This is a genomic window from Thiorhodovibrio litoralis (genome assembly GCF_033954455.1).
Taxonomy (GTDB): Bacteria; Pseudomonadota; Gammaproteobacteria; order Chromatiales; family Chromatiaceae; genus Thiorhodovibrio; species Thiorhodovibrio litoralis.
Genome location: NZ_CP121473.1, coordinates 1802907 through 1820938, shown reverse-complemented (window position 1 = coordinate 1820938; position 18032 = coordinate 1802907). Strand labels below are relative to the sequence as shown.

The 18032-nt window shown below is 61.1% G+C and carries 19 protein-coding genes; 4 read left to right on the top strand and 15 right to left on the bottom strand.

Translation table 11 applies throughout. The features are described 5' to 3' along the window. Window positions 1-11 precede the first annotated feature (11 nt). On the top strand, window positions 12-875 hold the full coding sequence (trxA, locus tag Thiosp_RS07985; protein ID WP_201064276.1) for a thioredoxin: 864 nt from the start codon (window positions 12-14) through the stop codon (window positions 873-875). Between the two features lie 89 nt (window positions 876-964). Here trxA and tilS read toward each other — a convergent pair whose 3' ends face one another. Both tilS and Thiosp_RS07975 read right to left on the bottom strand, forming a co-directional pair. Further along, window positions 965-2392: a tRNA lysidine(34) synthetase TilS gene (gene tilS / locus Thiosp_RS07980; protein ID WP_201064357.1), complete on the bottom strand. Its 1428-nt coding sequence runs from the start codon at window positions 2390-2392 to the stop codon at window positions 965-967. Between the two features lie 44 nt (window positions 2393-2436). Beyond that, window positions 2437-3393 carry an acetyl-CoA carboxylase carboxyltransferase subunit alpha gene (locus Thiosp_RS07975; protein ID WP_201064275.1) on the bottom strand — a complete coding sequence of 319 codons (957 nt, stop codon included), beginning with the start codon at window positions 3391-3393 and terminating at the stop codon, window positions 2437-2439. Window positions 3394-3564: 171 nt separating this feature from the next. Between Thiosp_RS07975 and ppc the strand changes: the two genes are divergently transcribed. From ppc to Thiosp_RS07960, 3 genes are all read left to right on the top strand, one after another. Continuing rightward, entirely contained in the window at window positions 3565-6381 is a 2817-nt protein-coding gene (gene ppc / locus Thiosp_RS07970) for a phosphoenolpyruvate carboxylase (protein WP_201064274.1), read from the top strand. 153 nt (window positions 6382-6534) lie between these two features. Continuing rightward, the gene (locus tag Thiosp_RS07965) at window positions 6535-6696 is read left to right on the top strand and encodes a hypothetical protein (protein ID WP_323696968.1); all 162 of its coding nucleotides are present in this window, start codon (window positions 6535-6537) and stop codon (window positions 6694-6696) included. A gap of 34 nt (window positions 6697-6730) precedes the next feature. Beyond that, complete coding sequence (locus Thiosp_RS07960) at window positions 6731-7030, top strand: hypothetical protein (RefSeq protein ID WP_242518324.1); 300 nt, start codon at window positions 6731-6733, stop codon at window positions 7028-7030. 36 nt (window positions 7031-7066) lie between these two features. Here Thiosp_RS07960 and Thiosp_RS07955 read toward each other — a convergent pair whose 3' ends face one another. The 13 genes from Thiosp_RS07955 to Thiosp_RS07895 all read right to left on the bottom strand — a co-directional run bounded on the left by Thiosp_RS07955 (window position 7067) and on the right by Thiosp_RS07895 (window position 17957). Further along, the gene (locus tag Thiosp_RS07955) at window positions 7067-7489 is read right to left on the bottom strand and encodes an HIT family protein (protein ID WP_201064266.1); all 423 of its coding nucleotides are present in this window, start codon (window positions 7487-7489) and stop codon (window positions 7067-7069) included. A gap of 122 nt (window positions 7490-7611) precedes the next feature. Next, entirely contained in the window at window positions 7612-8121 is a 510-nt protein-coding gene (locus tag Thiosp_RS07950) for an FKBP-type peptidyl-prolyl cis-trans isomerase (protein WP_201064264.1), read from the bottom strand. A 30-nt stretch (window positions 8122-8151) separates the two neighbouring features. Continuing rightward, window positions 8152-8502, bottom strand: a complete 351-nt coding sequence (locus tag Thiosp_RS07945; protein ID WP_201064262.1) for a hypothetical protein — start codon at window positions 8500-8502, stop codon at window positions 8152-8154. A gap of 226 nt (window positions 8503-8728) precedes the next feature. Further along, the gene (gene aprA, locus Thiosp_RS07940) at window positions 8729-10591 is read right to left on the bottom strand and encodes an adenylyl-sulfate reductase subunit alpha (protein WP_009147389.1); all 1863 of its coding nucleotides are present in this window, start codon (window positions 10589-10591) and stop codon (window positions 8729-8731) included. Continuing rightward, a complete protein-coding gene (aprB, locus tag Thiosp_RS07935; RefSeq protein ID WP_201064260.1) occupies window positions 10591-11073 on the bottom strand; it encodes an adenylyl-sulfate reductase subunit beta in 483 nt (160 codons plus the stop codon). The genes aprA and aprB overlap by 1 nt, the downstream gene beginning before the upstream one ends. A 24-nt stretch (window positions 11074-11097) precedes the next feature. Beyond that, a complete protein-coding gene (locus Thiosp_RS07930) occupies window positions 11098-11943 on the bottom strand; it encodes an adenylyl-sulfate reductase (protein WP_201064258.1) in 846 nt (281 codons plus the stop codon). 128 nt (window positions 11944-12071) lie between these two features. Continuing rightward, window positions 12072-13259 (bottom strand): sulfate adenylyltransferase, encoded by a 1188-nt coding sequence (gene sat / locus Thiosp_RS07925; RefSeq protein WP_201064256.1) that lies wholly within the window; start codon window positions 13257-13259, stop codon window positions 12072-12074. A 315-nt stretch (window positions 13260-13574) separates the two neighbouring features. After that, a complete protein-coding gene (locus Thiosp_RS07920) occupies window positions 13575-14390 on the bottom strand; it encodes a tellurite resistance TerB family protein (RefSeq protein ID WP_201064255.1) in 816 nt (271 codons plus the stop codon). Window positions 14391-14956: 566 nt separating this feature from the next. Beyond that, a complete protein-coding gene (locus tag Thiosp_RS07915; RefSeq protein ID WP_201064254.1) occupies window positions 14957-15334 on the bottom strand; it encodes a cupin domain-containing protein in 378 nt (125 codons plus the stop codon). A gap of 94 nt (window positions 15335-15428) precedes the next feature. Further along, window positions 15429-15983, bottom strand: coding sequence for a TM2 domain-containing protein (locus Thiosp_RS07910; protein WP_323696967.1), 555 nt, complete (start codon window positions 15981-15983; stop codon window positions 15429-15431). Continuing rightward, window positions 15950-16651 (bottom strand): DUF6064 family protein, encoded by a 702-nt coding sequence (locus Thiosp_RS07905; protein WP_201064252.1) that lies wholly within the window; start codon window positions 16649-16651, stop codon window positions 15950-15952. Before Thiosp_RS07905 ends, Thiosp_RS07910 begins: the two co-directional genes overlap by 34 nt. Before the next feature lie 30 nt (window positions 16652-16681). After that, entirely contained in the window at window positions 16682-17578 is an 897-nt protein-coding gene (locus tag Thiosp_RS07900; RefSeq protein WP_407702789.1) for an aldo/keto reductase, read from the bottom strand. 175 nt (window positions 17579-17753) lie between these two features. Next, window positions 17754-17957 carry a cold-shock protein gene (locus Thiosp_RS07895; RefSeq protein ID WP_201064251.1) on the bottom strand — a complete coding sequence of 68 codons (204 nt, stop codon included), beginning with the start codon at window positions 17955-17957 and terminating at the stop codon, window positions 17754-17756. Window positions 17958-18032 lie beyond the last annotated feature (75 nt).

The window sequence follows — 18032 nt, the reverse complement described above, 5'->3', positions numbered from 1 at the left end:
GAAGGTATCCGATGGCTGACTCACCACATGTTATCAATGTCACTGCCGAGACCTTTCAGTCGGTGGTCCTCGAGAGTTCCCATCAGCGCCCGGTGCTGGTGGACTTTTGGGCGGACTGGTGCGCTCCCTGCCGACAGTTGATGCCCATGCTCGCCAAGCTGGCGAGTGACTATGGCGGTCAGTTCCTGCTCGCGAAAGTAGACACCGAGGCAGAACAAGCACTGGCGATGCAGTTTGGCATCCGCAGCCTGCCGACGGTCCAGTTGTTCAAAGACGGTCGCGCGATCGATCAATTCATGGGCGCCCTGCCCGAGGCGCAGGTGCGCGAGTTTCTTGAGCGCCACCTCCCCAACGAGGGCGACGAGGTCATCGCCACCGCCCGCGCACTCATGGCCAGACAGGAGTTCGACGCCGCCGAAGCCAAGCTGGCTGAGGCCGAACAACTCGGCGCCGACGCGCAGAAGCTGTTCGTCCCGCGCGCCGAGCTGCTAGCTGCCCGCGGCGACCCAGACGCGCTTGAGGCCGCGCTCGAGCATACCCCGATCGAGCTGGTCGACTCCCCGGAGGTGAAGGCTCTGCATGCCCACCTGCTATTCGACCGCGCGCTCGCCGGTGCCCCGGACCTGGCCACGCTCGAAGAGCAGGTTGCCGCCGATGATGACAACAGCCAGGCCAAGTACCAGCTCGCCGCGCGGCAGTTCCTGCTCGGCAACCACGAGGCCGCGTTCGACCACCTGCTCACCCTGATGCAAAAAGACCGCAACTACGGCGACGACGCCGCGCGCAAGGCCATCCTGATGGGATTTGAGCTGCTGGGTCTCGACCACCCCCTGGTCACCAAGACCCGCGGCCGGCTCTCGCGATTGCTTTACTGAGCCTAACACTCAGGAAACAACGCCCAGCGATCAGCTCCCAAGCAATCAGTAACGCACAATCACCGGCCAGCAATAAGCCGCTGAGACAATCAATCAGCAACTGGCGGATCTAGCGCCGCATCCTTAGCGACGCGGCTTGAATCCTCAAGAATTTCCGTCAGCCCGGCATTCACGCCCAAGGCGTGGCGCCAGCGCAGCCCGACCAGTCTGGTGTCGCACAGCATCACACCGGCGACGGCCAAGAGCTGTTCTCCGGCGAAGATCAGCGGCACATAGGGGCGCAGCCAGGCAGGGACACCCTGCTGCTGAAATAGCGCTTTGAGCCTGCGCCTCGGCCCGTCTGGGCGCGGGCGACAGCTGATGCCGGTCACACCGAAACGCACATCCAATTGGCCAAGCTCGCGCCTGGATGCCGCCCCGAGCGCGGGCAGGCTGAGCTCGCCGAGACGTCCGCCCAGCACCTGCGGCTGGCGCGCATCCCATGGCAGAGCATCCACTCGCGGCAGCGGCAGCGGCTCGAGCGCAAAAAGGTCATCGCGATAACGGCGCAACTCGCAGCCAGACCAGGCGACCAGCGGGCTAGCGTCAGCACGAGCAGCGAGCAAGCTGCGGCTGACCTGCTCGAGCCGGCGGCGGCTTGGCAGACGAAATCCGTGCTGCGCCAGCCAGTGGCGCAGAACAGCACGGCATTGCTCTGGCGGCAGCGCGCGCAGCGCACTCACTGAGAGCGTGTCTGGCATTTGCCCCCGTACCTCGGCCAGCCAGCCGGCGCTGGCGGTGGCAATCAGTCCTTCCGCCTCGGCACAATGGTCGGCCGCGCGTGCCATGGTCGCGGACGCCGCTGGCCAGCGCGAGCGCAGCAGCGGCAGAACGCGATGGCGGAGATAGTTGCGGTCAAAAGCCGAGTCCTGGTTGCTCGGATCTTCAATCCAGTGAAGCCGCTGCGCACGCGCATAGGTGGCAATCTGCGCGCCAGTCACGTCGAGCCACGGACGCACAGCTAGCCCCGCGCCCAGCGCACGAATGCGCGCAATACCTGCGAGCCCCGTCACCCCCGCGCCGCGCAGCAGCGCCAGCAGCAGGGTTTCGGCCTGGTCGTCCTGATGCTGCGCGAGCCACAGTTGCTCGCCAGGCGCGAGCAGCGGCTCCCACACCGACCAGCGCGCCGCGCGCGCGGCTTCTTCCGGACTCTGTCCAGGCCGCGCGGCGGCATCGACCAAGCGCACCTGAAGCGGCACGCCCAAGGCGGCGCAGCAGGCGCGACAGTGCGCGGCCCAGGCACTTGAGTCGGCATGGAGTCCGTGGTCGATGTGGATTGCGCTCAGTGCGGGGCGGTTCGCAGTTGCCAAACCCTCTATCGCCTGCACAGCCGCATGCAAGAGCGCGGAGGAATCGCGCCCGCCGCTCAGGGCGATCCAGACCTGCGCGGCAGGCTGACGGACTAGACTGAGGCGCAGCGCATCGGGCAGAAGATTAGGGGCTTCCCCATTCGCGGCCCAGGGGCCGCCAGGGGCCATTTGGGCCACCGGAGTCGCTCCTGGGGGTGCTGGGATTGGAAGAATCAGGCCTTGAAACGCCCGAACCCGCGCAGCCGTTCATAGCGCAGGGCCTGCAGCTGGCCGGCATCGAGTGCGTCAAGTTCGTCGAGCGCAGCAATCAGCGTGGCCTTGAGGGTGCCGGTCATGGCCTCGGTATCGCGATGGGCGCCGCCAAGCGGCTCGGGCACCACTTCATCGATGAGGCCGAGATCGTTCAGCTTGTCGGAGGTGATGGCCATGGCCTCGGCCGCGAGCTGGGCCTTCTCCGCGCTCTTCCATAAAATGGACGCACAGCCCTCGGGAGAGATGACCGAATAGGTGCTGAACTGCAGCATCAGCAGGCGGTCTGCAACGCCGATGGCGAGCGCGCCGCCGGAACCACCCTCCCCGGTGACGGTGGCGACAATGGGTACCGAGAGCGCCGACATCTCCTGGAGATTCCGCGCGATAGCCTCGCTCTGGCCGCGCTCCTCCGCACCCACGCCAGGGTAGGCGCCGGGGGTGTCGATGAAGGTGAGTATGGGCAGGCCAAAGCGCTCGGCCATGTGCATCAGTCGCAGCGCCTTGCGATAGCCCTCGGGCCGCGGCATGCCGAAGTTGCGCACGATCTTCTCTTTGGTATCACGCCCCTTCTGGTGCCCGATCAACATGACCGCGCGCCCATCCAGTCGCGCAAGCCCGCCGACAATGGCCTTGTCGTCAGCGAAGGCACGGTCGCCATGCAGCTCCTCGAAGTCATCGAAAATGCCGCTGACATAGTCGAGGAAATACGGCCGCAGCGGATGCCGCGAGAGCTGGGAGATCTGCCAGGGCGTGAGCGAGGCGAAAATCTGCTCGGTCAGCTCGCGCTTTTTGGTCTCGAGATGCTCGATCTCCTCGGCGATGTTGATTTCAACATCATCGCCGACGTGGCGCAGCTCTTCGATCTTGGCCGCGAGCTCGGCGACCGGTTGTTCGAATTCGAGGAAGTTTAGGTCCATAGACGGTCGATTCTAATCGAAATCGTCGTTGTTCGGACAGTCCCCGAATGCGAATTCTGCTCGCGCGGGAGGCACGCGTGCTTTTGTCACGGCACCAGGCCCGGGGTAGTATGCTGCCATCCAATATTTGAGGTTTGGACCCAAAGGAGCATCGCGTTGACCTTGCCTGAGATGACAACAACGCTGGAGGTCGCTGCTGAAGCCGTCCCTGGCGTGGACCGGGATATCGAGCTGTTCACCACCCTGCTCGGCGAGGTGCTGCGCGAGCACAGCCGCAAGCGGGTGTTGGTCATTGTCGAGCGCCTGCGCGACGGCTTTCTCGCGCTGCGCCGAGAAGACGACCCAACACTGCGCGACAAGCTGATGAAGCGCATCGACGGGCTCGACCCGCAGACGCTGGCGGAAGTCATTCGAGCCTACACCATTTACTTCAGCCTGCTGAACACGGCTGAAGAGGTCAATGGCTATCTGCAACGGCGCTCCCTGGTCAGCGCGGGTGGGCGGTTCTGGAGCGGCTCATTCGACCAGAGCATGCGCCAACTGGCTGAGGATGGCATCTCCGCCGGCCAGTTCCAGAGTCTGCTCGAGCACCTGCAATACATCCCGGTCTTCACCGCGCACCCGACCGAGGCCAAGCGCCGCACCACGCTGGAAATCCAGCGGCGGATTTTTCTGCTTGCGCTCGACCTGCATCGCCAGAGGCTCAACCAGGAAGAACAGCAAGACCTGCTCGGACAGATTCTGAACGAGATTCAGATTCTGTGGAAAACCGATGAGGTGCGGGTGCACAAGCCCAAGGTGACCGATGAGGTCCGCCAAGGTCTGTATTTCTTCCGCGAATCACTGTTCGGCGTCGTCCCGCGGGTGTATCGCAATCTCGAGCGGGCGGCGCGGCGCGTTTATGGCGCCGACTGCGGCGTGCGAGTGCCGAGCTTCATCCGCTTCGGTTCATGGATCGGCGGCGACCGCGACGGCAACCCCTTCGTGCGCCCGGAAACCACTGAGCTGGCCGTGCGCATGCACTGCGAGCTGGCGTTGACCGAATACATCGCCCGAGTGACCGACCTCAGCCGGCGGCTGAGCCATTCCAGCGCGCTGACCCAACCCTCGCAGCGCTTTCTCGACAGCCTGGACGATGACGAGGACTACTGGCTCGACACCATGAGCCAAAGCCAGCGCCGCTATGTGCATGAACCCTATCGACGCAAGGCGGTCATCATCATCCATCGCCTGGAGGCCGATCTCAAGCGAGTCCGTGCCCGCCTGCAGGGCGAGGACATTGACCTGCCCGAGGGTTATGCCGACGCGCGCGTCTTTCTGAACGACCTGTATTTGATCCGCGAGTCCCTGATCAGCCAGGGCGACGCCAATGCCGCCGATGGCCGGCTCAAGGACTTGATTCGTCTGGTCGAGACCTTCGGCTTCCACATGATGCAACTCGATGTCCGTCAGGAATCCACGCGCCACACCGAGGCCGTCATCGAGCTGTTTGCCCGCCAACCCGGTGCCCCCCTCTACGAAGCCTTTAGCGAAGAGCAAAAGCTGGTCGCACTCGGCGAGGCCATCGCCCATCCGCATCCCTTCGTGATCGACAAAGGCACCTTGACCGCCGAGACGCGCGAGACGCTTGAGGTGCTTGAAGTCGTCGCGCGCATGCGCGCCGAGGTGAGCACCGAAGCTTTCGGCGCCTATGTCATCTCCATGACCCATCGCGCCAGTCACGTGATGGAAGTCATGCTGCTCGCACGCCTTGCGGGTTTGGCTGGCAAGACACCCAACGGTTGGTTCTGCGACCTGCTGATCGCCCCGCTATTCGAGACCATCGACGACCTCGAGCGCATCGACCAGGTCATGGGCACCCTGTTTGATGATCCGACCTACTCGGCACTGCTCAAGGCCTCCAGCAACCTGCAGGAGGTCATGCTCGGCTACTCGGACTCCTGCAAGGACGGCGGCATTCTGTCCTCGGCCTGGCAACTGTACGAGGCACAGGAGAAAATCATTCACCTCGCCGACGAGCGCGGCATCATGTGCCGGCTATTCCATGGTCGCGGCGGCACCATCGGCCGTGGCGGCGGCCCCACGCACGAGGCCATCCTGGCGCAGCCAGCCGATACTGTGCACGGCCAGATCAAGTTCACCGAACAGGGTGAGGTGCTGTCCTACCGCTACGCCAACCCAGAAACCGCGCTCTATGAGCTCACCGTCGGCATCAGCGGCCTGATTAAGGCCAGCCGCTGTCTGGTCGAGCCCATCCCCGAAGTGCGCAAGGACTATCTTGGCATCATGTCCGAGCTCTCCGCCCAGGGCGAGCAAGCCTATCGCGACCTGGTCGCTGGCACGCCTGGATTTCTGGACTACTTCTACGAAGTCACCCCGCTCGATGCCATCGCGTTATTGAACATCGGCTCGCGGCCCTCACACCGCAAGAAGGCCGACCGCTCACTGGGCTCTATCCGCGCCATCCCCTGGGTGTTCGGCTGGGCGCAGTCGCGCCACACCCTGCCCGCCTGGTACGGCATCGGCGCCGCCATCGAAAACTGGCGCGGCAACGACCCTGAACGCTTGGCTAAACTGCAGAAGATGTATCACGAGTGGCCCTTCTTTCGCGCCATGCTGAGCAACACGCAGATGTCGCTGTTCAAGGCCGAAATGCACATCGCCCATGAATATCTGCGCCTGGCGCAGAATCACAACGCCGCCGAAGGCATCTTCAACCGCATTCAGGACGAGTATCAGCGCACCCTGACACAGGTCCTGAACATCGCTGGCCTGCACGAGTTGATGCAGGAAACCCCCGAGCTACAAACCTCCCTGTTTCGTCGCAATGCCTACCTCGACCCGCTCAACCACGTCCAAATTGCCCTGCTCGAACGCTATCGCGGCGAGGAAACCCCGCCTGCCAATCAGGAAGACCGCGAACAATGGCTCGACCCGCTGCTGCGCTCCATCAACGCCATCGCCGCCGGAATGCGCAATACCGGTTGATGCGGATACCTAGGCTTGGCGATACCTCCGTGTTCAGCGCGGGCAATAGATCGCTTGTACGCAGGGGTTGACAGTACTGCGTGGCCGCGATAGCTTTCAGGGTCCATCAGTTGGCTAAAATAATACATTGGCCCACAACAAGAGAAGTCACTTATGAGCGATGCACCTAAAACCCGCCCGAAGGTTCCAGACGGCCATAGCCGATTTGTCACGACCCGCCAAAAGCAGCCCAATGACAAGGGTTATGTTGGCTACGATGTCGTCTGGGAGCAGTTCCAGAAAGAAGTCCCCTATCAGACTCCGAAACGTCCTTAAGGATCGAACGCACCTCATCGCGATGAAACTGAGCTTGGACGGCGACACATTCGACGAACATCAGGCGGTTTTTACCGCCGAGATTGTCGAACGAATCAAAATCAAGCTACTAGAAGCCGGCCTGGAGCAAGACAAGCTCGAAGACCTCACCGCGAGCATCGCGTTGAGCATCGCCGGCGTGATTGACGATCTTTCCGGCATTGAGGTCGACGACATGGAAGTCCACCCCTATCTGACATTCCGCACCGGGGAAGATGAGTTGATTCATTGGGGTGAAAACTCATACACCTATGAGAAGGTATACGGCGCCATGAGGAAGCTCTTCCACGCTTGACCGAGACGCTCAGATCATTGCGGAATCACCGAGCCCTTAATCAGGCGCCAAGGCATAGAGCTTCTTGCTCGGGATCACGCCACGCACGCCGCCTTTGGGATTCTCGACGTCGCCTTGGTAGCGCGGAATAACATGGATATGCAGATGGTGAATGGACTGACCTGCCCAGTGACCGACGTTGATCCCGATGTTGTAGCCATCGGGGTGGAATTTCGCCTCGACAATCTCCTTGCCGCGCGCCACCAGTCCCCAAAGATCAACCAGCTCCTGGTCGTTGATGTCGAAGTAGCTCGCGAAATGCCGGCGCGGGATCACCAGAAAATGCCCGGGGCTTGCCGGGTGGCGGTCATAGGCGGCAAACCCATACTCGCTCTCAAGCATTAATTCCCTACCAGGCTTGGAGACGCAAAAGCGGCATTCTTCATCGCCGGCTTGTGCGTTTGAATCTGTGTTACTCATGATTTGCTGATGAGGAGTTGGTAAAAGACCAATTGTCGGTGATCAGCAGCCCGCAGCGCCATTGATCATTGGCCAGTCGTGGAAAACACCTGCGTTGATCAGGCTGCGGCTCGCCGCGATCATCAGATCGGCTTGGTTTCGAGCCCACCGAGGTCCGGCCCGCGCTCGAGCTTGCCTCCAGCAAGGACCTCTTCGTCGGTGGCATCGCGCACGCTCAGGACTTCCAGCTCAAAGATCACTTCCCGCTCGCACAGAGGATGGTTGCCGTCGATGGTCAGGGTCTCGTCGTCCATGCGTGTGACGAGAAAGCTCTTGGCTTCGCCCTTGTCGTTCTCCATCACAATGCGGGTGCCGATTTCCCGATACTCCTCGGGAACATTCTCGATCCGGTCGGTCACGACCAGGGACTCATCTCGGGTGCCATAGAGGTCCGTGCAATCAATGGGCACCGAGATGGTATCGCCCGGCCCCTTTCCCTCCAGTTCCGTCATCACGCGCGAATCCAGCACTTGATTGCTGCCATGCACATAGCCGATCGGGAATTCGACGGTAATCAGGGTCGCGCCGGTCTGTTGATCCACCACCCGGTAGGTCAGCTCGACAAACTTGTTGTGCTGGATGGTCTGTTTCATAGTCTTGAGGAGAAAAAACTCGCAGCTGGATCAGAAAATGGACGCGGCGAAGATTTTCACTTCCCCTTTCTCGAAGCCAAGAACCATGCGCCCAAGCCATTCACCTTCACGCGTCGTGCTGCGCACCCGGTAGAGCGCCGTCACATGCTCCCCGCGACGGATGAGCCCGAGGAAGTCCCGTTCCTCAACCAGATTCCGCGCCAACTCACTGTGCGCGAACTGCTTACCCACTTCGACCTCGTTTAACCCCAGGAGCAGGTTGTACGAGAAATGCCGGATGAACTTGCCGTATTGGCCCTTGTTCGAGCACTTAATCAGATCGTCCCACATCGGGTGGGCAAACTCGGTGATTTCTTCGTCGGTCAGATCGATAATGTTCATGTCACATCGCCATCAATCGCGCGCCCACGGCACCTTGCGCTAAGGCATCCAAGAGCAAAGCCACAAGGTTAACCCGCGCCTGAAAGACCGACAAGCGCAGTCCAGTTTTTTGCATCTACCGATCAAGCAGAAGCCTTTCGTTTTGGGCCAGAAACCCTGCCATCTTGGAAAAAAAACGGGGCTCCCGGCTTACCCGGGAGCCCCGCCGTTTAAGACACCAGTGAGACTAGGCCTCGACGAGGTGGTAGCAAGGTGCCTTTTCCATGGTGTACTCGCCGGTTTCGGGGTCGCGGCGAGAGACGGTCAGCACATGCCAGTTCTGGTCGTCCACCTTCATGGCATCGCCACGGTAGTAGTAGCCCGGCCAGCGGGTTTCCTTGCGGAACAATGTGTGCTGCATGACTGCTTCGGAGGTCAGATGGCGATGCTTCAACTCCCAGGCGCGCAGTAGCTCGTGGATGTTTTCCGCAGCGATCTTCTCAAGGTCCTCCTCCAAGACCTTCATCTTCTTCAAGCCGATGTGCAGCAGCTTGTCGTTGGTCATGTAGCTGACGGTCACACCGCCGCAGTACTCGTCCATCAACTTTTGCAGGCGATCCAGGCCCTGACGCGGGTTGATGTAGTTGGGGTTAACCGAACCGGCGGTGATCTCGTTGCGATAGACGCGGTAGTGCTCCATCGGCTTGTAGATCTCTGCGCGACGCTGCTCGATCTGCTCGTCGGAGATGCGAATGCCCTCGGCCTTGCCATCGTCGATGTACTTGCAAGCCGCTTTGGCCGCCAGACGCCCCTCGGTGAAGGAACCGGATGAGAACGCATGCGGGGTGCCGCCAGCGGCGTCACCGGCACCGAACAGGCCCTCGACTGTGGTCATGCGGTTGTAGCCCCAGAAGTACTCGGGCGGGGAGATGTCCTCGGGGCCAGAGCACCAGGCACCGCAACCGGTGGCGTGCGAGCCCATGACATAAGGCTCGGAGGTGGTCAGCTCCGGGTTCTCGTTCTTCGGGTCGACATCGGTGGCCGCCCAAAGAACAGCCTGGCCGACGGTCATGCCGAGGAAGTTGTGCCAGCCGATCTCTTCCAGATGCGGGTCCTGGAAGGCTTCCATGGTGATCATGTGGATGGGGCCGCGACCGGCATTGACCTCGTTGATCAGCGCATGGTTGCGCAGACAGGTCGGGATGGGGCGATGGGTGAGGCTCGACGCCTCGGGGTCCAGATATTCCTTGCCGACCATTTCCTGGAGTTGTGGCCACCAGTTGGACTCGTACTCCTCGCCGTTGCAGTTCTGGGTATAGGTCTTAAGGTGCAAGAAGTAGGCACCGACAGGGCCATAGCCATCCTTGAAGCGCGCCAGCACGATGCGGTTTTCCATCTGGGTCATCTTGGCGCCGGCGCCGATCAGCAGACCGTAAGCCGAGCCGGAAGACCAAGGCGCATACCAGACACGACCAGCACCCTCGCCGACTGAACGCGGCTTGTAGATATTGGAAGCACCACCTGCGGCGACGATCACGGCCTTGGACTTGAAGACGTGATAATTGCCCGTGCGCACATTGAAGCCTACCGCGCCAGCGACGCGATTGGGCTTGCTCTCATCCATCAGCAGATGGGTGAGGCAGACGCGATTGAACACTTTATCGGCTGATTTCTTAGCGGCCTCGGCGACGATCGGCTTGTAGGACTCGCCGTGAATCATGATCTGCCAACGGCCTTCGCGCTGGTAAGCGCCGGTCTTGGGGTTGCGCATCAGCGGCAGGCCCCATTCCTCGAACTGATGCACGGTGGAGTCGACGTGGCGGGCCATGTCGAACAGCAGATCCTCGCGCACCATGCCCATCAGGTCGATACGCGCATAGCGCACATGATCTTCGGGGTTGTTCTCGCCAAAGCGGGTGCCCATGTAGCAGTTGATCGCGTACAGACCCTGAGCCACAGCACCTGAGCGATCAATATTGGCCTTTTCGGCCACAACAATTTTCTTATCCTTACCCCAGTAGCGAGACTCGAAAGCCGCGCCCGTGCCACCTAAGCCGGCGCCGGCGACTAGGATGTCAATCCCGTCTTCGATGATTGTCTTGTAAGCCATCAGTAGTACACCCCTGCTTTCAGTTTCAGGCCATTGGACTCAAGCGTGTGCAGACCACCATCATCGAGACGGATGTACTTGGGCTCGTTGAACAGGTGCTGGCTGTCGCGCATTTCCTGGCTAGGCTCGGTCTCGTCGGCGAGCTTGGGAATGTACTTGCCCCAGGGCTTGGTGGTGATGGGCGCGAGCAGGGTCATGTCTTTTTCGCCATTGCGGAAAATGATCCGCCAAGCAATCACGCCTTTCTCCTCGTCACGCTGCACCCGCACCGAGTGGCCGAGCGGAGCGAAGTCGGCGTAGCCGCGCACGTCAATGGCGTTGTGCGGACAGGCTTTGACGCAGGAGTAGCACTCCCAGCACATGTTGGGTTCGATGTTGTAGGCACGACGGACAACGGAGTCCATGTGCATGATGTCTGATGGGCAGATATCAACGCACTGGCCGCAACCATCGCAGCGGGTCATATAAACAAAAGTTGGCATCTTTTCGTCCTCTTCGTGACTTGCTCAGTAGTGGCTCGGCGCTTCGCGCTTAATTCCCAGGCCCATGTACTCAGGCTTATCTCCCATGTACTCGGGGATGTCCGGGAAGCGTTCCTTGACGACCGGGTCAGTTAACTCGGGCACTTCAGGCAGTTTGTCGAGCGAACCATCGGCCTTGGCCACTTTCTTCTGGAAGGCAGCTGCGGGCTTGAAAAACATGTGCGCAAACTTCGACCAGAGCACGGTGCTAAAGAGCGTGGTGGTTGCGGCGATGAAGATGAAAAACGCCAGGCCGCCCAGCATGCTGCCTTGGAAGATCGACCACGCGAGGGCGCCAGAGGCCATCAGCAACAGAGAGACGATGAATAAATCGGACAGATGCACGTCGTGCCACTCATGGCCCTCGGAGCGGACATCAGCGCGGATTTTGAACCAGAACCAGTAACCGCCAACGCAGATGGAGGCGGCGCTCAGGTGCCACAGCAGGCCGGTGATGAAAGAGCCCTTCTCGCCTTCGGCCAGCGGCAGGCTGAAAATCATCGATGCGGTTGTGAGCACGAAGATGATGAACCCGTACATCATCATCAGGTGGGACTTGCGCCGGTCCGGGTTCTCGAACTCGCCAGAGGCCAGAACCTCGTTCGCCAAGGTGCCAACGGCGAGGCTCATCTTCTCGCTGCTGCTGACTTCACGCTTGGCCAGTTTCTTCAGGGCCCGGCCTTTCTCGAAGAAATACTCCGCGCTTCTTTTGTGCTTGACATCGAGCAGGGTACCGCCGATGACCAAGAGGACCATCAGAACAACGTAGGCCTGCATCGCGCCAGGCGGGATGATCGCCGAGAGCTCGGCGAAGGGATTGCTGGAAATCATGACAGTGGGTCTCCGTTAGCTGCATGCGGGTGCCGCAGCATTATTTTATTACGAAATAACGAAATGCCTATCGACCGAGATCAACTAAATGACTCGCGGGAGTTGGCGTGGGTCAAATCGACGGCAGTTCAGGCCAGCGACTGATAGTAGTCCATCAGAATCTGGGCCACCTCAGGGCGCGAGAACTCCGGCGGCGGCGCCTCACCCTTGCCCAGCATCTCGCGCACCCGGGTGCCGGACAGCAGGATGAAGTCCTCCTTGCTGTGATCCGGGGCGTCACGCATCATCACCACGCGGTTGAGCTTCTTGGAGTAGGCGGTGTGATCGGCGCGGAAAATCTCGATGGCCAGCGCGCCGGCTGGCACTTCCTCATCGAAAATGCTCTGCGCATCGAAGGGCCCGTAGTAGTCGCCAACGCCGGCATGATCACGGCCGATGATGAAATGGGTCGCGCCCATGTTCTGGCGGAAATAGGCATGCAGCACCGCCTCGCGCGGGCCGGCGTAGAGCATGTCGAAGCCGTAGCCGGTGATCATCACAGTGTTGGCCGGGAAGTACAGCTCCGCCATCTTGCGGATGGAGGCATCGCGCACCGGTGCGGGAATGTCGCCAGGCTTGAGCTTGCCGAGCAGCATGTGAATCACCACGCCGTCAGACTTGACCGCTTCCATCGCCATCTTGCACAGCTCCTCGTGGGCGCGATGCATCGGATTGCGGGTCTGGAAGGCGACGACTTTGCTCCAGCCATGCTCCTGGATCTCGTTGCGGATCTCGACCGCAGTGCGGAAGGTATCCGGGAAATCGCTCTGGAAGTAAGAGAAGTTCAGGACATGAATGGGCCCAGAGACCGCCAGCCGGCCCTGACTGTTAAAGGCCTGCACACCCGGATGCTCGGGGTCATCGGTGCGATAGACCTTGTCGGTCATCAGCGCCATCTGGGCGTCGGAGACCTCTTCGATCGCAGCCACCTCCATGACTGCCAGCACCGGGTTACCCTCGACATTGGGATCGCGCAGCGCGATGCGCTCGGCTCCGGCGACCGCGTCGGTGGACTCAAGCAGGCAAAGAATCGGCACCGGAAAAAAACGCCCGTCAGTCAGGGTCATGGACTCGGCGACGCTGATCGCATCAGCCAGGTTCATGAAGCCTTCGAGTGGGCTGAAGTATCCGCCCCCCAGCATCACCGCATTACCGGCGGATTGGGAACTGACGATCACCGACGGCAGCGACTCGGCCTCATGGGCGAGGCGGTGGTGCTCGTCGGGGTCATAGACAAAACGCGGCTTGAGTTCGTCGGAGCCGATGGGTTTGATCATGCATGGCCTCCCGGGGCGATGGAGTTGGAAACGCCAACCCGGCAGCCCGCATCCGCACTCGCGAATGCAACCCTGGCGGTTAGCGCTGTTTGAAACCGATCCACCCAAGCTTGATCGCAAGGCCAAGCCCGGGCAATAAGGAAAAATACCAGAAAATGCTGATTGACAGGGGCGGGATTTTCATAATAAGCCACGCGCGCTTGTGATCACCCACTGCAGTCTTCTTTGTGGATTTCGCATCAGGCATCGGCTCGGATGGGCGTGGTGTGCGCCCACCACGGATAAATTGCTCCCAATCTGCTGAGATCGGTGCGCTTAAACAGTGACGCCAAGTGTCTGTTGAATCTGTGCGGTCACCAGCGGATGCAGCCCGGTGGCCGCCGCGAGTTGTTGCAGATAGGCGCGCTCCGCGTCGGTATCGACCTCAATGGCAAGCAGCGACGCGGCATACACCTCGGCGGCGACCTCCGGCCCTGGAATCTCAGCGGCGAAAGCCGCTAGGTCGAGCGGCTCGCTCATCTGCTGCATGACCCACATCTGGAGTTCCTGATCTGTGCCGGCGGCGCTGAGCTTATCCACAATTCGCTGCATTTCATTCGGTGAAACCTGACCGTCGGCCTTGGCGGCATTGATCATGCCTTTCAGCAGGAGCTTTGCTGTTTCCTCAAGTGCCGCTTCTTCTTGACTGTTCTCGGGTTCGCGCAAGCCCAGTGGCGCGGCGCCAAGACCAGGTGCCGATGCCGGTGGTGCCGAATTGCCCTGCGCCCCTGCTGGGCCCATCTTGCTCTGCAACGCCTGCATGGCCACGCCGGCCAAGAGTGCCAGTGCTCCACCGCCGACAGCGCCGCCAACGGCACCGCGACCGCCGCCGAGCAGCGAGCCGGCCAGGGCGCCGAGCCCGCCCGCTTGCATCGGATTGTTGGCCGCGCCCTGCAAGCCTTGTGTGACCGAGCCGAGAAGACCACCGAGCAGGCCCGCGCCGCCGGTGCCAGTCCCTGTGCCTGCGCCTGCAGTGGCGCCGCCGAAATTTGCCCCCTGTAAATGCTCGAGCGCGCTGCCGATGCGGTTGCCGCCGGAATTTGTCATCGCCTGCTGCATGAATGTGCCGATGAGATTGCCGAATCCTGCCATGTTGAAGCTCCTCGTTGGAATTGGGTTGGGGTTGCTGGATTTTTAAGCCTGATCGTTCCTATGAACAACGGTCAGTCTAGCCGGTTCAAGTCCTGTCTGGGGCCTTGTCCGTTCGTCTCGTGAACATAATATGCCACCTGCTTGATGCCTGCGGTAGCTTGGCAACTATGAGAGAAAGGATGGTCACAAGGGCCGGCTGCACAATGATTGGCCAGCGGCGCATGATTGCACGAGAGCTGAATCGGATGCTGGATAGGAGGCGACCCAAGCCATCACCAGCAGCCCCTCAATCGGCGCCGTGGGTCTCCGAGGCAGACCGACTCCCAGACGCGAGGGCAACCGGGCATGCCCAGCCTACTGGGCGCAAGTCACGCAGGGAATGGACTTCTCGGTCGAAGACCGCTTCGATTTCGCCGCCTACAACCGGATTCTCTAGAAAGGGCTGATGGGCGACCAGCCGTATCCCGCTGCGCCAACTGGCATTGATCTGCGGAAAAATCGCGAGGAACTCCTCGCCGGTTACCGGAAATCTCGCAGTCAACTCGAGATGAAGGCGCCTGAGGCCGTCACGCACTGAGGCATGGCCCAAGGTGCACCGCTAGCCAAAGACACGGCGGTTCACGCGAGGTCTCAAGCACACGGTGCTGGGTATGGGCGGGGATGAAGCGATAGTCGCCGGCTCGGAGCCGGAGGGTCTCGCCTGCAATCCAAAGGCTGGCCTCGCCCCGCAGCAGGCAGACCCATTCGTCCTGAGCCTGATCGTAGAGCTCGGAGTCCGGGCGGTCGCTGCTAAGGATGCGCTCGATCCGCAGATTGCGGCAGCGCAATAGATCTTCGAAGATCTCGCCTTCAGCCGGTGCGGGGCTATGCTCGAAAAGATTGCCGGATTGGGTTCTGGATTGGGTCTCGGGTTCGGTCCCGGGTTCGGTCAGGTGCTCTGTCATCGGTGCTCAATCGCCCTCCCCTTTTGCGCGAGAAAACTCGGGGGCTCAGATCTGGACCGAAGCCGGTCCGCGCCGCCGGGCCAGCCGCGAAGGATCAGCGACCTCTAGCCAGGTCTTCGTTCACGCGGTCGATCTGCTCATTGAGCGTCCAATAATCGTAGAGATAGCCCAGCAGGAACAGACCGCCGGTCAGAAGCCAGATAAGTCCGGTAATCCACTTGCCGAGATAGAAACGGTGGATGCCAAACAGGCCCAAAAAGGTGAGCAGAATCCAGCTCAGATTGTAGTCCTTGACACCCGCGATGAAGCGGTGCCCCGCCTGCCGATCCATACTGGGGATTAAGAATAGATCCACAATCCAGCCAATCAAGAGCAAGCCCAGCGTAAGGAACCAAAGCGTTCCAGAAATCGGCTTACCGTAATAAAACCGATGGGCGCCCATGAATCCGAAAACCCAAAGCAGGTAGCCCATCACCATCGAATGGGTTTCTCGTTGTTGTTGCATCGGCAGAAAATCCCCTTGGTGAAAATGGGTGACGTTGGCCAGCAGCGCACTTGCTTGCCGGCCCGCGCGGCTAACAGCCCTAAGCCATCGGCGGGCGCTCCGGCGCCACTCTAAGCCTGAGTGTCTTGTTGAAAGCCACGCCAAGCGCGCATCTCAAAGACCAAGGCGACAATGGCAAGCGCTGCCATCAGCGGCCAGAGATCCAGACCGAGGCCGGCTTGCGTCAGGCTGGAGATCAGGCACCAAAAGAGCGGAATGGGCCAGGCGATCCAGCGCTGCCAAGGCAGTTCTGAACTCAGCAGGAGCAGAACGCCGAGGGTGACGACCGTGGTTGGGTCGGGCGCGCTGCCAAACCATGCCAGGGCGCCGGCGGAGCGGCCATCCTCCAAACCCAGTTGCAGCGCTGGAATCCCGATCAGACCAAGGGCACACAACGCCAATCCAGGCCATCGCCGCGCGCGCGTGAGTGGGGCTTCGGATGCTGCGGCGTGCGAAAGCGCGATCAGCATCAACACTGCGCCCTGAAGCGCGAAAGCGACGGCGAACCAATCCGCCGCCCAGAGGAGTTCACGATAGAGCCGCCAGTGGTAGGCCCAGGCGCAGAGCATCCAGGCCATGCCAAGCAGTGCCAGCGCCACAGGTCGCCTTCTGGGGCTGGGGCAGAACACCAGCAGCAGCATGGCCAGGCCCATGATCCAGGCGGCAACGACCAATGGGGTCAGCTCGGCGTTCAGGCGAGCAAAGAGCCGCAGATAGGTGTCCGACGAGAAAGCAATAAAGTCGCTCAGGGCGTAGCTGGAGAGTTCTCCCATTGTGGGTAAGAATTCGCTTGGCCGTGCGACTCACAGTTGATCGATCAGGCCGGCCATTCGGCGCCGCAGCTCAGGGTCCGGCAGCCGCCCCTGGCCGGCGCCCATGTTCTCGCGCATATGCGCGACTTGGCTGGTGGCCGGGATGGCGCAGGTGATGGCCGGATGGGAGACGATGAACTTCAGCAGGAGTTGTGACCAGTTCTGGCAGTCCGCCTCCGCCGCCCAAGTTGGCAGGGGCTGGCGCTTGGCCCGATCGATCAGGCTGCCGCCCTGGAACGGTCGGTTGGCGATAACCGCCATACTCCGCTCCTCCGCAAGTGGCAGCAGGCGCTGTTCCGCCTCTCGGTCCGCCAGGTTATAGGTCAACTGAACGAAATCGATGGGCTCATCGGCCATGATCGACTCCAACTCCCGGTGGCGCCGCCCGTGGCTAGTGGTAACGCCGATGAAGCGCACCTGGCCGTTGGTCTTCATCTCTTTCAGGGTCTCGAGATGCGCCTGCCAGCCCAGCAGATTATGAATTTGCAGCAGATCAAAGCGCGGCAGGCCCCAAAGTCGGCGGGACTGCTCCATCTCCCCGGGGCCATCGTCGCCTGAGCGAGTCCAGACCTTGGTGGCGCTGAACAGCCCATCGGTGGACGGTAACCGCGGCAGCAGGCGCCCGAGCACATCCTCTGCCGAGCCATACATGGGTGAGCTATCGATCATGCCGCCGCCGGCGCTAAAGAACGCCTCCAACACCTGCTGGCGCTGGGCCAGGGCGTTTGCGTCTGAGCCGATATTAAAGGTGATCCAGGTGCCCATGCCGATGACCGGCAGCATCTCGCCACTGCTGGGGATGGGCTTGCTGATGGCCTCTGCCGCGAGCTTTGCCCAACTAACGCCGGACAAGGGCAGCAGGGGAAGCGCGGCAAGGGAGCCGAGCAGTTGCCGACGGGACAGGGAGCAGGTTTTCCTGATCACGACCGTTCTGGGGGAAATGGAGCTCTGCCTGAAACGGGCCCCTTTGCACCCGAAATGGGCACGCTTTCCACGACGACCTTGGCAGAAGCTCACCCGCTAGAGCGCGCGGCCTCGCTAGGCCGCGCGGGACTTAGAACACTTACTGGGGAACGACCTGGACTGCACTGGGGCCTTTCGGACCCTGCTCAACCTCATAGGAGACGGTTTGTCCCTCGGCGAGCGACTTGAAGCCAGAGCCTTGCACCGCACTATGATGGACAAAAACATCTTTGCTGCCATCGGAAGGGGCGATGAAGCCGAAACCCTTTTCGTCACTAAACCACTTAACAGTACCTGTAGCCATTACGATTACCTCTTTGGTGAAAACGAACCTGTGTTGATGCAGACGACTGTCGAGATATTTCGGAAGGATCTGCCA

Excerpts from the sequence above, each read along its gene's own strand:
- Thiosp_RS07975 (WP_201064275.1), bottom strand. The coding sequence starts at position 3,393 with ATGGACCTAAACTTCCTCGAATTCGAACAACCGGTCGCCGAGCTCGCG.
- Thiosp_RS07965 (WP_323696968.1), top strand. The coding sequence starts at position 6,535 with ATGAGCGATGCACCTAAAACCCGCCCGAAGGTTCCAGACGGCCATAGC.
- Thiosp_RS07895 (WP_201064251.1), bottom strand. The coding sequence starts at position 17,957 with ATGGCTACAGGTACTGTTAAGTGGTTTAGTGACGAAAAGGGTTTCGGC.
- aprA (WP_009147389.1), bottom strand. The coding sequence starts at position 10,591 with ATGGCTTACAAGACAATCATCGAAGACGGGATTGACATCCTAGTCGCC.
- Thiosp_RS07955 (WP_201064266.1), bottom strand. The coding sequence starts at position 7,489 with ATGAGTAACACAGATTCAAACGCACAAGCCGGCGATGAAGAATGCCGC.
- Thiosp_RS07915 (WP_201064254.1), bottom strand. The coding sequence starts at position 15,334 with ATGACAGAGCACCTGACCGAACCCGGGACCGAACCCGAGACCCAATCC.
- tilS (WP_201064357.1), bottom strand. The coding sequence starts at position 2,392 with ATGGCCCCTGGCGGCCCCTGGGCCGCGAATGGGGAAGCCCCTAATCTT.
- Thiosp_RS07950 (WP_201064264.1), bottom strand. The coding sequence starts at position 8,121 with ATGAAACAGACCATCCAGCACAACAAGTTTGTCGAGCTGACCTACCGG.
- Thiosp_RS07905 (WP_201064252.1), bottom strand. The coding sequence starts at position 16,651 with ATGGGAGAACTCTCCAGCTACGCCCTGAGCGACTTTATTGCTTTCTCG.
- sat (WP_201064256.1), bottom strand. The coding sequence starts at position 13,259 with ATGATCAAACCCATCGGCTCCGACGAACTCAAGCCGCGTTTTGTCTAT.
- Thiosp_RS07945 (WP_201064262.1), bottom strand. The coding sequence starts at position 8,502 with ATGAACATTATCGATCTGACCGACGAAGAAATCACCGAGTTTGCCCAC.
- aprB (WP_201064260.1), bottom strand. The coding sequence starts at position 11,073 with ATGCCAACTTTTGTTTATATGACCCGCTGCGATGGTTGCGGCCAGTGC.
- Thiosp_RS07930 (WP_201064258.1), bottom strand. The coding sequence starts at position 11,943 with ATGATTTCCAGCAATCCCTTCGCCGAGCTCTCGGCGATCATCCCGCCT.
- trxA (WP_201064276.1), top strand. The coding sequence starts at position 12 with ATGGCTGACTCACCACATGTTATCAATGTCACTGCCGAGACCTTTCAG.
- ppc (WP_201064274.1), top strand. The coding sequence starts at position 3,565 with ATGACAACAACGCTGGAGGTCGCTGCTGAAGCCGTCCCTGGCGTGGAC.
- Thiosp_RS07920 (WP_201064255.1), bottom strand. The coding sequence starts at position 14,390 with ATGGCAGGATTCGGCAATCTCATCGGCACATTCATGCAGCAGGCGATG.